Consider the following 13898-nt stretch of genomic DNA (forward strand, 5'->3'; position numbering starts at 1 on the left):
TGCCTCCGGACCGGCAAGTCGCGCACTACGACCCGCCGGGCACGCCATCGCCCACCGCTTGAAGTTACCATCGGCAGCTTGTTCGAAAGGTTTAGCCCCATGTCACTCGACGTCGTTGTGGTGATGGATCCCATCGCCTCCATCAAGATCGCCAAAGACACCACCTTCGCCATGCTGCTGGAAGCCCAGCGCCGTGGTCATCGTTTGCATTATGTACGTCCGGGCGGGCTCAGCCTGCGCGAAGGCCGCGCGGTGGCGCAGGTCGCGCCACTGAGCGTACGTGAGGACAAGGCCGGCTGGTTCACCCTGGGCGAGTTCGCCGAACTGACGTTCGGGCCCGGCCAGGTGGTGCTGATGCGCAAGGACCCGCCGGTGGATGCCGAGTTCGTCTACGACACCCAGGTGTTGAGCGTGGCGCAGCGCGCCGGCGCGCAGATCGTCAACGACCCGCAGGGTCTGCGCGACTACAACGAGAAACTGGCGGCGCTGCTGTTCCCGCAGTGCTGCCCGCCGACCCTGGTCAGCCGCGATGCGGCCGCGCTGAAGGCCTTCGTGCTGGAACACGGTCAGGCGGTGCTCAAGCCGCTGGATGGCATGGGCGGGCGTTCGATCTTCCGCAGCGGCACCGGCGACCCCAATCTCAACGTGATCCTGGAGACGCTGACCGACGGCAACCGCAAGCTGACCCTGGCGCAGCGCTTCATCCCCGACATCACCGCCGGCGACAAGCGCATCCTGCTGGTGGATGGCGAGCCGGTGGACTACTGCCTGGCGCGGATTCCGCAGGGCGATGAATTCCGCGGCAATCTGGCCGCCGGCGGGCGGGGCGAAGGCCGGCCCCTGTCCGAGCGCGACCGCTGGATCGCTGCGCAGGTGGGCCCGGAAATGCGCCGGCGCGGCATGCGCTTTGTCGGCCTGGACGTGATCGGCGATTACCTGACCGAGGTCAACGTCACCAGCCCCACCTGCGTGCGCGAGCTGGATGCGCAGTTCGGCCTGAACATCGCCGGGCTGCTGTTCGACGCGATCGAGGCCGGCGCTGCGCAATGAGCACGGCCGCGGCGCAGCCTGCAGCGATGGACGAACGCCAGCGCATGAGCGCGATGCTGGTGATTTCGTTGTTGTTGCACGCCGCGCTGATCCTGGGCGTGGGCTTCACGGTCAGCGAAGACGCACCGCTGGTGCCGACGCTGGACGTGATCTTCAGCCAGACCAGCACGCCGTTGACGCCCAAGCAGGCCGACTTCCTGGCCCAGGCCAATCAGCAGGGTGGCGGCAACCACGACACCGCCCAGCGCCCGCGCGACAGCCAGCCCGGCGTGGTGCCGCAGGACCGCACCGGGCTCGCCCCGCAGGCCCAGCGCGCAACCAGTGTGCAGGCCCCGGAGCCGACCCAGACCCGCGTGGTGAGCAGCCGTCGTGGCGAGCAGGCGGTGCCGACGCCGCAACCCAATCCGCAGACCGACCCGCTCACCCCGGCCGATGCGCAACGCGTGCAGCGCGACGCGGAAATGGCCCGGCTTGCGGCCGAGGTGCATCTGCGCTCGGAGCAATACGCCAAGCGTCCCAACCGCAAGTTCGTCTCTGCCAGCACCCGCGAATACGCCTACGCCAACTATCTGCGCGCCTGGGTGGATCGGGCCGAGCGCGTGGGCAACCTGAATTATCCGGACGAGGCGCGTCGGCGCCGGCTGGGCGGCAAGGTGGTCATCAGCGTGGGCGTACGCCGCGACGGCAGCGTGGAAAGCAGCCGCGTCCTGATCTCCAGCGGCGTGCCGGCGCTGGACGATGCCGCGCTGCGCGTGGTGCAGTTGGCTCAGCCGTTCCCGCCCCTGCCCAGGACCAAGGACGACGTGGACATTCTGGAAGTCACCCGCACCTGGCTGTTCCTGCCCGGCGGCGAGCTGCACGACGATCGCTGAGGGTGCGGTGGGGCGCGACCGATCTGTGCCGGGTCATTCGATGGTTTGCGATTCGGCGCGATGCCGGTGTGTTGTTTCTTCGCGCTTGCACGGCCTGCAGGCCGGCAAGCCTACCTCGCCCGGCGTCGACTGAGCCGCGCGCGTTCAACCTTCAAACCGGTCGCGGTCTGCCGCAGCTGTCAGCCCATCCCACCAAGGCGTGAATCAGGCAAGCTGCGCTGCGGCGTGCAAGCGATCGGCCAATGCCAGTATCTCGTCCGCGTCCTGCACCCGCTCGCGCCAGGCGGCGGGGATGCCATCGACGCCGTAGAACCCACCCGCGAGCTGACCGCAGATTGCTGCGGTCGTATCGGCATCGTCGCCCAGGTTGGCCGCGCGCAGCACCGCATCGGCGAACGTCCCGGTGCTGGCAAAACACCAAAGCGCGGCCGACAGCGAATCGACCACATAGCCGGTGCCGCGGATCTGTGCCGCGGGCACCGCCGCGTGGTCGCGCGTGGCCAATGCGCGCACTGCCGGCGTGACCAAACTCTCGCACTGCGTTTGCAGCACTGTCTTACGATCGCCACCGAGCAGCGCAGCGCGTAATTGCAGCGCAAACAGCTGGCAGGCATCCAGCGCTTCGGCGGCGGCATGCGTGGTGCGCGAACTGTCCGCAGCACGCGCGCACAATTCATCGAGGCGATGCGCGTAATACATCGCCACCGGCGCCAGCCGCATCAACGCGCCGTTACCGGCCGTGCGCGGGTCTTCGCTGCCGCTGAAGGCCGGGCCGCCATCGAGATAGCGCTCCAGCGCCTGCCGCACGGTGGCGCCGATGTCGAAACAGCTGCCGGTGCTGCTGAGATAGCCGTGCAGGTACCAATTGCAATAGCGATTCATCTGATCGGCGGCATCGAATCCGTGCCGATACAGCAGGCTGTGCGCCAGGCACAAGGCCATCGAGGTGTCGTCGGTCCATTGCCCGGCACGCAGCGCGAACGGGCCACCGCCACGCATGTCGTCGATCGGGGTAAAGCTGCCGGGCGCGCAGAATTCCAGTGTGGTGCCAAGCGCATCGCCAACCGCCAGACCCAGCAGACAGCCGCGAAACCGCGCGCGCTCGAGATCGCCTTGGGTCATGGCGCGGCTGCAGCCGCCTTGGCTGCGCGTGCGGCCTGTTGCTCGACCAGCGTCAGTGCGACGTTATCGCGCAGGTAGGCCGGTTCCACGCGTTCCGGCGCCACGCCTTCGCCGCGCTGCAACGCCGGTACCGCCAGCGTGAGCAGGTCGGCGGCGTGCGGCAAGGCGCTGGCATCGACGCTGCTCAACTGCGTTGCGAAACGCCGCTGCAGCAGACCATCGGCGGCAGCGAACCCGGTGCCCACCCCGGCGAAGCGGTGCAGTGTTTCGGGCACGACCAGCGTATCGGGCGTGCATACCACTTCCGGCGCCAGTTCCAAAAACCCATTGCCATGACGCGCGAAGACGCCGGCATACACCTCGCCCATGCGCGCATCGATGCAGGCCAGCACATGCGTGGTATCGGCAGGCGCACGCAGCGCCAGCACCTTCAGCGTGGAGACCGCCAGCACCGGTCGATCCAGACCCAATGCAATGCCCTGCGCGATGCCGATGGCCAGGCGCACGCCGGTAAACGCGCCGGGCCCACGGCTGACCGCAATCGCATCGAGCTGACGCCGCGTGATGCCGGCTTCGGCCAGCAACTGCTCGGCCCAGGGCAACGCCAGTTCCGCATGGCGACGTGGCGCCAGTTCGAAACGCTCGATGACGCGCCCCTCTACGGACAGCGCGACGGAACAGGCTTCGGTAGAGGTTTCGAATGCGAGAACGTTCATGGCAGGACCGCGACAGAAAGTAAGGAGAAAGATCAGCCGTCGCCGAACGGCAACGTCGGCACGCCATTGTCGCCCAGCGGCGCGGCGACGCCAAAAAACGCCCGCACATCGGCAATCTCGCGCGTGCGCGTAAACGGTGGCAGCGACTTCATGAAAGTGCGTCCGTAGCTCTTGTTGACCAAGCGCGGGTCGCACAGCACCAGCACGCCACGGTCGGTCTCGCTGCGAATCAGCCGCCCAACACCCTGCTTGAGCGCGATGACCGCCTGCGGCAATTGCTCGTCGCGAAACGGGTTGCCGCCCTCGCGGCGGATCGCATCCAGGCGCGCTTCGAACACCGGGTCGTCGGGCGCGGCAAACGGCAATTTGTCGATCACCACCACGCTCAATGCATCGCCGACCACGTCCACGCCCTCGCGGAAACTGGCCGAGCCCAGCAGCACGCCATTACCGGAATCGCGAAAGCGCTGCAGCAGCGTGGCGCGCGGCGCTTCGCCCTGTACGAACAACGGCCATGGCGCACCACGCAATGCGTCGGCCGCTTCGCGCAGCGCGCGGTGCGAGGCGAACAACAAGAACGCGCGGCCGTTGGAGGCGTCCAGCACCGGGGTCAACGCCGCGATCAAGGCGGTACCGAAACCGCGCGCGGCCGGATCGGGCAGATTGGGTGGCAGGTAGCACAACGCCTGACGTTCCCAGTCGAAGGGACTGGGCTGCAGCAAGGTCACCGGGTCGTTCAAGCCCAATCGCAGCGCGATATGGTCGAACTCGCCGCCCACCGCCAGCGTGGCCGAGGTGAATACCCAGGCCGCCTGCGATTTTTCGCGGTGCTCGCGCAGCGGCCCGGACACGTCCAGCGGCGTGCGCTGGCAGCGGAATCCGCGCGGGCTGAGCTCATACCAGAGCACATCGTTGTCGATGCCCTGTTCCGGCATATCCTCGGCAAAATCCGCCACCGGCACGTCTTCGCCCAGCCAGCGCGACAAGCGGTTCAGCGCTTCCTGCGCACGTGCGGTGCAGCCATCGAATCCCGGTGAGGCCTCGCGCAACGGCAGCAGAGATTCGCCCAAGCGCGCCAACGCCGACAGCACCGCGTCGAACCCTTCGCGCACCTGCGGTTTGGCCAGCGCACGCCATTGCGTACCGCGCGGCGGCAGGCCTTCCATGCCGGCACGCAAGCCGCGCAAGGCTTCGTCCAGGGCGAGGATCGGCTCTTGCAGACTGGCTTGCGCACCGGCGACCAGACGCGCTTCGACCATGCAATCGCGGGCCAGCTCCTGCCACGGCCGCATGCCGAAACTTTCGCCGAAGAAATTGGCCGCCAGCTCCGGCAGCTGGTGCGCTTCGTCGATGACAAAGGCCTGCGCGCCTGGAAGGATCTCGCCAAAGCCTTCCTGCTTGAGCGCCAGGTCGGCCAACAGCAGATGGTGATTGACCACCACCAGATCGGCGGCCTGCGCACGCTGGCGTGCCTGCACCACAAAGCACTCGCTGTAGAACGGGCACTCGGTGCCCAGGCAGTTGTCGACGGTGGAAGTCACCATCGGCAACAGCGGCGAATCGTCCGGCAAGGCGTCCATCTCGGCCATGTCGCCGTACTGAGTGCGTCCGCTCCAGGCTACGATGCGCTGGAATTGCGATACCTGTTCGGGCGTGGCGAAGCGCGGCTCGCCGCGTGCCTGCTGAGTGCGGTATTTGCACAGGTAATTGGCGCGGCCTTTCAACAGCGCACTGCGCAACCCGATGCCCAACGCGGCGCGCACGCGCGGCAGATCGCGGTGGAACAGCTGATCCTGCAGCGCGCGTGTGCCGGTCGAGACGATGGTCTTGAGCCCGGACAACAATGCCGGCACCAGATACGCATAGGTCTTGCCGGTGCCGGTGCCGGCCTCGGCCAGCAGCACGTCGCGCTGCTCGAACGCCTCGGCGATGGCGCCGGTCAGGCGCAACTGCGCATCGCGCGGCGCAAACGCATCGAGCTGACGCGCAAGCGCCCCGCCCTCGCTGAGCGCCTCGATGCTGGCAGTGGCAAGTTGGGACATGAGACCGACGGATGCCGAAGAAGAAGCTCGACAGCCTAGCGCGTGGGCGGTCATGCTGCCTGGATCGGGTCTGTGGCAGTCAGCAATCACTTCATCGCGGTAAGGCGACTGCGGCGGACGTGAGAGGGTGATGCATCGATTTTACGGCTGCGCTGTGCCATCCGTGACTGATGCTGATTGCCAGCGAGGCCCAGGTGCCTTGGATGCAGTTGGCGCGCGGTAATCGCTGCGTCATCCGTGCGGTCCAACGCGCTGTTGCGTTTTTGTCGCTACAGATGCCCTGCTCCATCCGGACACAGATTGCATCCCGATCGGCGATGCAAACGTCGTCACATAGCAGTCTGGTTGGCATGCATCGGCGACTTGCAGACAACAAGGCAGATTGCCCATGCCACGCGCGCGGTCACACATCACCCAGAAGCGGCTCAAAGCACGCAACCACGGACGCATACCACTCGAACACCAGACCTGCTGCGGACGAGGCGGAGGGTGCTGTTATCGAGTGACCTATAAGAGGCCCACTTACGAAACTACTCGCCCAATCGCGCATGACACAGCCAGCCGAACCGGCCGCGCTGCTGGCAGCGCAACCGGTATGGCACGCACTCAGTACCGTTTCACGCCCGGCACGGTGCAGCCGGCGATCTGCGCCTTGGCCGAGGCGGCGTTGTCCTTTTCGCCACGCGCCAGCCGCGATTGCTCGATGGTGGCCCAATGGCGCCGGCACAGCGGGCCGGTCTTGGAGCCCAGTTCCACCGCCTGGTTGGCAAAGCGTTCGGCCGCCGGCCAATCGGCTTGCAACACGGCCACTTCGGCACGTTCCTGCAGGATCGCCGGGTCGCCGGACACCAGCCCCAGCGCCTGATCCAGCGCCGCCGCCGCACCGGGCAGGTCGCCGGCCTGGCGCTTGGCCTTGGCGCTCTCGCGCAGGTCGTCCACCTGCGGGTCGCGCAGCGGCTGCACCGACAACTCGGTGTCGTCGACGCCAGCTTCGCGTTCGATCAACAATAGCCGTTGGGTGGGCGTGGTCGGGTCCACCGGGGTCGGCGGCGGCGCGGGCGGCGCACTGACGCAGGCAGTGACGGCGGCGAGCACGCCGATCAGGGCAACAAGACGATGCAATCGGATCATGGGGTCACTCCACTCAATGTGCAGGGGGCGCCGACGCAGGCGCCGGTGCGGGTGCTTCCGGCTTCTTTTCCAACCCGAAGAAACGCCGCCAGCCGCCACCGCTGGATTGCTCGGCGGGTGCGGATCCATCGTCCGGCACGCCTTCGATGGAGGGCGCATTACCGGCACACGGCGCATAGGCCGGCGTGAAGCCGACCACGAACGGGAACTGGCGCGCGCCCGGGCAGCCGGCATCGGTGACGCCGGTGCCGGCTGCATCTACCCACTGCCAATCCAGGCCCTTGCCGTTCACCTTCAACGGTGCGCTGGGCAGACGCGCGAAGATGCTCGACCACACCCGCATCGCGCCGGTGGCGCCGTACAGGCCGGTCTCTTCGTTCTGGTCGTTGCCCATCCAGATCACCGCCAAATGGTCGCCGGTGTAGCCGGCGTACCAGCTGTCGCGGCCGTCGTTGGAGGTGCCGGTCTTGCCGGCCGGCGACAGCCGCCCGAGGCCATCGCCCAGCAGCTGCCGCGCGGTCCCGCCACTGACCACCTGCTGCAGGGCGACGCTGATCAGGTTGGCCGCCACAGAATCGCCTTCCTGCGCCGGTGCCGGGGTCTTGTCGTAGCGCTTGAGCAACTTGCCCTGCGGGTCGAGCACGCCACGCACCGCGTGCAGCGGCTGAATCTCGCCACCGGCGGCCAGGAACTGGTACAGCTGCGCCATACCGTACGGGCTCTGATCGGTGGCGCCCAGGATCAACGAGGGGTTGGGATCGGCCTTGATGCCGGCCAGCACCTGGATCAATTGCGCGACACGGTCCGCGCCGACCTGCATGCCCACCCGCACCGTGGCCTGGTTATAGGAATGCGCCAGCGCATCGACCAGCCGCACCGTGCCGTGGCTGCGGTTGTCGGAATTGCCCGGCGACCAGGTCTTGCCCCGGCTGAGCTGCACGGTCACCGGCGCATCGTCGACCCAACTGGACAACGCCCAACGGTCCGGCGAGGCCAGCGCCAGCAGGTAGACGAACGGCTTGAGCAACGAGCCCACCTGCCGCTGCGCCTCCACCGCGCGATTGAAGCCCGGCTTGGCCACATCGCGGCTGCCGACCACCGCCAGCACATCGCCGTTATGCACGTCAGTCATCACCAGGCCAGCCTGCAGCGGCGGGCGCTTCTTGTTGTCCAGCCGCTTGATGGTGCCGGTCACCGCGCCTTCGGCATAGGCCTGCGCTGACGGCGACATGCCGGTGAGCACGCTCATGCCGGCGCCTTGCAGCACGCCTTCGGGGTAATCGTGGGCCAGCTGCCGGCGCACCAGATCCACATAGGCCGGGAAGCGGTTGGCAGCGACCAGGCCTGGTTCGGTAGGCACGCCCAGCGGCGCAGCCAGCGCGCGCTTGTATTCGGCATCGTCGATCAGTTGGTTGTCGCGCAGCTTGCCCAGCACGAAGTTACGCCGATCCAGCGCGCGCTCCGGATTGCGCCGCGGATCGTAATAAGACGGACCCTTCACCAGCCCGATCAGCAGTGCGATCTGCTCGGTGGTCATCGAAGTGAGCTCGCGGCCGAACCACAGTTCCGCACCCGATGACACGCCGTGGATGGCCTGCCCGCCGCGCTGACCCAGATAGACCTGGTTGAGATAGGCCTCCAGGATGGTGCGCTTGTCGTAGCGCGCCTCCATGATCACCGCGTACAGAATTTCGTTGAATTTGCGCGTGACCGTCTGTTCCTTGCCGATGCCGAGCAGCCCGCTGCGCGCCAGCTGCTGGGTCAAGGTGCTGGCGCCCTGACGGACCTGGCCGCCGGAGCGCACCATGATCCATGCCGCCCGCACCATGCCGCTCAGATCGATGCCGTGGTGGCTGTTGAAGTCGCGGTCTTCCACTGCCTGCAAGCCGGTGACCAGCAGTTCCGGCACTTCTTCCATGCGTACCAGGCGGCGCTCTTCCTGCTTCTGCCCATACAGCGTGGCGATACGCGCCGGGTCCAGCCGCGCGCTCTTGAGCGTCTTGCGGTCGGCCGCATCGCGCAGGCTCGCCACACGGCCACCGGTCAGGCTGACCTCGATACGTCGGGCAGGCACGCGCCCGTCCACATCATTATAGCCGCGGCTGGCGATGGTGAAGCGGCTGCCATCCTGCTGATAGGTGCCGGCCAGCTTGGCCTGGCCGTCGTCGCGGTAGGAGGCAGCATCGAGTTCGGTCTTCAGCGTGGCCGCATCCAGCGCATTGCCGGGCACCAGCACCAGCGGGCGCCCGTACACGCGGGTCGGGATCTGCCAACGCAGCTCGCCAAAGCGTTGCGTGACCTGCTTGTTCAGATACACCGTATAGGGGATCAGGAAACCGAGCGCCAGCGCGATCGCGGCAAATCCCCAGACAATCAGCCTGCGTTGCCAGCGGGAGCCTTGCGCGTTTGAGTCGTCCTGAAAGTCGTCGGAATCGTCGTGGTCGTAGCGTCGGGGCACGGGAATGCGAGAATGTAGAGTCGGGCGAGTCTAGCGCAGCGCTGTCATGGTTGCGGCGCGCCGGCCCCGCCGACTTAAGCGCGGCTAACAAACGCACGCGCTCACCGCCGCGCCGCTGCGGCCTGTGCTCGGCGCGGACAGTGCTCCTCGGTACACTGGCGGCGGTTGTCTGCCGGCTGCGCCATCGCACTCCCTGCTGACTCCATTCACCCGTCTCTCCGCTGGAGTTTCAACGCAATGTCGATGTCCCTGGCCGACGCGCGCTATCTGTTCAATCGCGTGCTCGGCCTGATCCACCGCAGCGTGGCCAGCATGCGCACACGCGGGTGGCGGGCCACCTGGCAGCGCATTCGCGTACACACGCAGGCACCACCGGTGGCGCTCGGCACATCGCTATGGCTGCCCGATGCCGCGCCATTTACCGCATTTGCGGTGCCGCACAGCGCCGCGCCGCGCGTGACGGTGGTGATCCCGGTCTACAACCACATCGCCCATACGCTGGCCTGTCTGCGTGCGCTGGCTGCGCATCCACCAACGCTGGAGGTGGAGATCGTCGTGGTGGACGACGGCAGCAGCGATGCCAGCGCCGTGCAGCTGCCGCAGATTGCCGGCCTGCACTACCACCTGCGCGCCAGCAACGGCGGCTTCATCGCTGCCTGCAACGACGGGATCGCGCTGGCGCGTGGCAAGTACGTGGTGTTGCTCAACAACGACACCATCCCGCAGCCCGGCTGGCTGGATCGACTGATCGACACCTTCACCGCGCATCCGAACGCCGGCCTGGTCGGCGCGCAATTGGTGTACCCGGACGGGCGCCTGCAGGAATCCGGCGGTGTGGTCTTCGGCGACGGCAGCGCCTGGAGCTACGGCCGCTTCGAGTCGGCCGACGACCCGCGCTATGCCTATGTCCGCGCGATGGACTATTGCTCGGGTGCAGCGATCGCGCTGCCGCGAGCGCTGTTGCTGCAGACCTTGGGGGGGCTGGATCGCCGCTACATGCCGGCCTATTACGAAGACACCGACCTGGCCTTTGCGGTGCGCGCCGCCGGGCATCAGGTCCTGGTGCAGCCGGCCAGCGTGGTGGTGCACGACGAAGGCACCAGCAACGGCACCGACACGCGCACCGGAGTGAAGGCCTATCAGGTGCGCAATCAGGCCGTTTTCGCGGAGAAATGGCAGCAGGCGCTGGCAACGCAGTTGCCGGTCGGCACGGTGCCTGGCCCGGCGCAACTGCATCGCGGGCAACGCCAGGTGCTGATCCTGGACGAATGCGTGCCGCAACCGGATCGCGATTCCGGCTCGTTGCGGCAATTCAATCTGATCCGGCTATTGCGCGAAGAAGGCGCCCATGTGGTGTTCGTGCCGACCCGGCGCGAACATGCCGGACGCCACACCCAGGCGCTGCAGCAACTGGGGGTGGAGGTCTGGTACGCGCCGTTCCTGGACGGCATCGGCAGCTGGCTGCGCACGCACGGCCCGCGTTTTGCGGTGGTGCTGCTGGTGCGCCATCACGTTGCCCACGCCTGCCTGCCGCTGTTGAAACAGTACGCGCCGCAGGCACGCACCCTGTTCGACACCGTCGACCTGCATTACCTGCGCGAGCGCCGCGGCGCCGAGCTCGCCGGCGATGCCAATCTGCTGCGCAGCGCCGAACGCACCCGGGTACGCGAGCTGGAGATCATGGCGGCCACCGACGTCACCCTGCTGGTGTCTGCGGCCGAACAGGCGCAATTACGCACGGACGCGCCGCAGATCCGCACTGCCTTGCTCTCCAACCTGCACGAGGTCGCCGGCAGCGGCCATAGCTTCGTGCAACGCCGCGACCTGGTGTTCGTGGGCGGCTTCCGCCATCCGCCCAATGTGGATGCGGTGCAGTGGTTCATCAGCGCGATCTTCCCGCAGGTGCGCGCGCAACTGCCCGATGTGGAATTTCATTGCATCGGTGCGGATCTGCCGGAAGCGCTGAAGCTGCTTGCAGACCAATGCCCCGGCGTGCGCCTGCATGGCCATGTACCGGATCTGGTGCCGTTCATGGACAGTGCCCGCATTGCGGTCGCACCGCTGCGCTTCGGCGCCGGCGTCAAAGGCAAGATCAATCTGAGCATGGCGCATGGTCAACCGGTGGTCGGCACCACTTGCGCGGTGGAAGGCATGCATCTGCGCGATGGCGACGATGTCTGCGTGGCCGACGAAGCCGATGCCTTTGCCAGCGCCATCGTGCGGCTGTATCAGGATGCGGCGCTATGGCAGAAGCTGGCCGACAACGGGCTGCGCAACGTGGCCGAGCACTTCTCGCTGGACGCAGCGCGCGCGACGGTCCGCGAGCTGTTTATCGCGGGGTGAGTGGTGCCGTTGATGACTCACGGGTGCGTTGCGGATCGAGCGGTTGTCGTCGTACCACGCAGATCATTGCGGGCTGCATCGATGTCTTGGCGCGCAGGACGCGAGACTTCGCAGAGTTCGCTCACTGCGACGACCAACACGCGCATGGATTGCGACGCTTCGCGCGTACCCTCATCCGCCCTTCGGGCACCTTCTCCCGGTGGGAGAAGGGAGCAACAACCGGTGCGGACTGCGAGCAACTAACAAAACTACTTTGCTGCGCCGAGCGAGCGCGTCCGGTACTCGGCCGGTCGGCCATTGCCTGCAGCGAAGATGACGTCGAGGCGCTCCTGGATGTCTCCGGTCTGATCAACATCCACTACCGGCATGCACAGGCCAAACGCCGACAAAAACAGCGCACGCCTCAGCGCTGTTCGGCCACCGCCCTGACCCGGCGCGTGAATTCGGCCAGCTCCGGCAAGCCGGGGTCCAGTTGGTGCGCTTGTTCCTGCGCACGGCGCGCGAACGCCGCATCCTCCTGGCCCAGGCGCTCGCTGCCGACCGCGACCCAGCGCTGCGCAAGACGTCGACGCGCGCCGGCCAACGCATCGCCATTCGGGGTCAGCGCCTGCCAGGCATCCAGGCAGCCGCGCGCAGCACGCAGCCGGTTATTGCGCAGCTCGTCTTCGAAACAACGCTGGCTGGCCGGCACCACGCGTGCGGCGGCCTGCAGCACGCGTGGATCGCGCGGCGCCAGCGCCTGTGCCGCGCGCACCGCGTCGTAGGCGCTGGCACCGGGCGGCGTCATCCATTGCTGTCGCGCTTCGGCGTCGGCGACGCGTTGCAACAGCAGCCGCAAACGGCGCTCCCGCACGCCGCGCGACAGACCGGTTTCCGGGCTGCGCTGGGCGTCGCGGGCGCGGGCGATGGCCTGCTCGGCCTGGGCGATCGATGCGGCGCCCGGTACCAACGACTGCGCCTGTTGCAGCGACTGCATCGCCGCGTCGAACTGGAAGTCCGCAGCCTGCCGGCCCGCCTGCGCGGCATATTCGCTGGCCACCCGTTCCAGCCCGCGCTGCGCCCCCACATCGGCCGGCTCGGCCGCCAGCACCGCGTTGAAATCGCGTGCAGCCGGGGCCAACCGACCGCGCCGCAACAATGCCTCGGCACGTTGCCGGCGCTGATCCAGCACGCGGTGATAGTGCCCTTCGGTCGACGGCACATCGGCATGCCCGGCATCGTAGCGTTTGACCGCGGCCAGCAGGCGCGCCGCCTCGCCGAGTGCGTCGCGCGCCAACGCATGACGCGCCTGCGCCAAGAGATCGGTCAGGGCGTCCTCGCGCCCTTCCAGCGCGTCGGTGCGGTCGGGCGCCAGGGTCAGGATGCGCTGATACAGCGGCAGCGCGCTGTCGGGCGTGCCATCCAGGCGACCTTGCTGCTGGGCGGCAATAGCTTGCACCAGCAAGGCATCCAGTCCGACGCGGCGCGCCTGCAATTGACGCAGCCGCAGCGCGACCGGCGCGATCTGCGCCTGCGGCACCTCCAGTGCGGTTGCCAGTGCCAGCGTGCGCTGCGCAGCGGCTGCATCGCCGGCCGCGATAGCGGCACGCGCCTGCACCACCGCGGCCACGCCGGTGCGCGCCAACCCGACCCGCGCCTCGCTGCGATCGTTATCCAACGCAAGCGCTGCGGTGAACAGTTCGCGGGCACCGCTGCCGTCGGCGGCACTGAGCTTGCCGCGCGACAGCGCCGCATCGCCACGTTGCAGCAGTTGCTGAATGCGGGTATCCGGCCACAGCACATCGCCCAGCGGCTTGCGCAGCGCGATGACGCTCAACAGCAGACAGGCGGCCAGCACCAGCACCACGCGCCACAGCGCACGGCTACGCAACGGCGCCCAGAGGCGCGGCGACCTGACCCAGCGCGGCAGGGAAAACATGCGGTCGCGTCCATCCTTGGCGCGACCTGACGGGGACGCGTTCACATGCATATGGTAGCCGGCTGGGTGGCGAAGACGGTGTGGGCGAGCGGATTTAGTGGAATGGGGTGTCGGGAGTCGGGATTGGTCAAGGCAAGCGCTGCAGGTGCTGGCGCGCCGTCCGGACTGGTCTGGTGAATCGATGCATCGTCGTGACAGTTGCACGGCGCCTGGGGTGGCTGACACGTGGGTGCCGCAGCACAGCGG

The 13898-nt window shown here is 67.6% G+C and carries 9 protein-coding genes; 3 read left to right on the forward strand and 6 right to left on the reverse strand.

Annotated elements, in window-relative coordinates; translation table 11 throughout:
- Window positions 1–99: 99 nt before the first annotated feature.
- Both gshB and ACCQ06_RS16410 read left to right on the forward strand, forming a co-directional pair.
- Entirely contained in the window at window positions 100–1050 is a 951-nt protein-coding gene (gshB, locus tag ACCQ06_RS16405) for a glutathione synthase (RefSeq protein ID WP_104616123.1), read from the forward strand.
- Entirely contained in the window at window positions 1047–1922 is an 876-nt protein-coding gene (locus ACCQ06_RS16410) for an energy transducer TonB family protein (protein ID WP_104616122.1), read from the forward strand. The genes gshB and ACCQ06_RS16410 overlap by 4 nt, the downstream gene beginning before the upstream one ends.
- Before the next feature lie 204 nt (window positions 1923–2126).
- Here ACCQ06_RS16410 and ACCQ06_RS16415 read toward each other — a convergent pair whose 3' ends face one another.
- From ACCQ06_RS16415 to mrcB, 5 genes are all read right to left on the reverse strand, one after another.
- On the reverse strand, window positions 2127–3044 hold the full coding sequence (locus ACCQ06_RS16415; RefSeq protein ID WP_316687682.1) for an ADP-ribosylglycohydrolase family protein: 918 nt from the start codon (window positions 3042–3044) through the stop codon (window positions 2127–2129).
- On the reverse strand, window positions 3041–3760 hold the full coding sequence (gene tsaB / locus ACCQ06_RS16420) for a tRNA (adenosine(37)-N6)-threonylcarbamoyltransferase complex dimerization subunit type 1 TsaB (protein WP_228323956.1): 720 nt from the start codon (window positions 3758–3760) through the stop codon (window positions 3041–3043). The genes ACCQ06_RS16415 and tsaB overlap by 4 nt, the downstream gene beginning before the upstream one ends.
- A gap of 32 nt (window positions 3761–3792) precedes the next feature.
- Complete coding sequence (gene yoaA, locus ACCQ06_RS16425) at window positions 3793–5802, reverse strand: DNA repair helicase YoaA (RefSeq protein ID WP_228323955.1); 2010 nt, start codon at window positions 5800–5802, stop codon at window positions 3793–3795.
- A gap of 606 nt (window positions 5803–6408) precedes the next feature.
- On the reverse strand, window positions 6409–6933 hold the full coding sequence (locus ACCQ06_RS16430) for a tetratricopeptide repeat protein (protein ID WP_104616118.1): 525 nt from the start codon (window positions 6931–6933) through the stop codon (window positions 6409–6411).
- 13 nt (window positions 6934–6946) lie between these two features.
- The gene (mrcB, locus tag ACCQ06_RS16435) at window positions 6947–9391 is read right to left on the reverse strand and encodes a penicillin-binding protein 1B (RefSeq protein ID WP_228323954.1); all 2445 of its coding nucleotides are present in this window, start codon (window positions 9389–9391) and stop codon (window positions 6947–6949) included.
- A gap of 237 nt (window positions 9392–9628) precedes the next feature.
- Between mrcB and ACCQ06_RS16440 the strand changes: the two genes are divergently transcribed.
- Window positions 9629–11734, forward strand: a complete 2106-nt coding sequence (locus ACCQ06_RS16440; protein ID WP_316687687.1) for a glycosyltransferase — start codon at window positions 9629–9631, stop codon at window positions 11732–11734.
- A gap of 403 nt (window positions 11735–12137) precedes the next feature.
- Here the strand turns inward: ACCQ06_RS16440 and ACCQ06_RS16445 are convergent, their stop codons facing one another.
- Window positions 12138–13652 (reverse strand): hypothetical protein, encoded by a 1515-nt coding sequence (locus tag ACCQ06_RS16445; protein ID WP_316687689.1) that lies wholly within the window; start codon window positions 13650–13652, stop codon window positions 12138–12140.
- Between the last annotated feature and the right edge of the window lie 246 nt (window positions 13653–13898).

Source organism: Xanthomonas sp. NCPPB 4467, assembly GCF_041475665.2.
In the GTDB taxonomy this organism is placed as follows: domain Bacteria; phylum Pseudomonadota; class Gammaproteobacteria; order Xanthomonadales; family Xanthomonadaceae; genus Xanthomonas; species Xanthomonas dyei.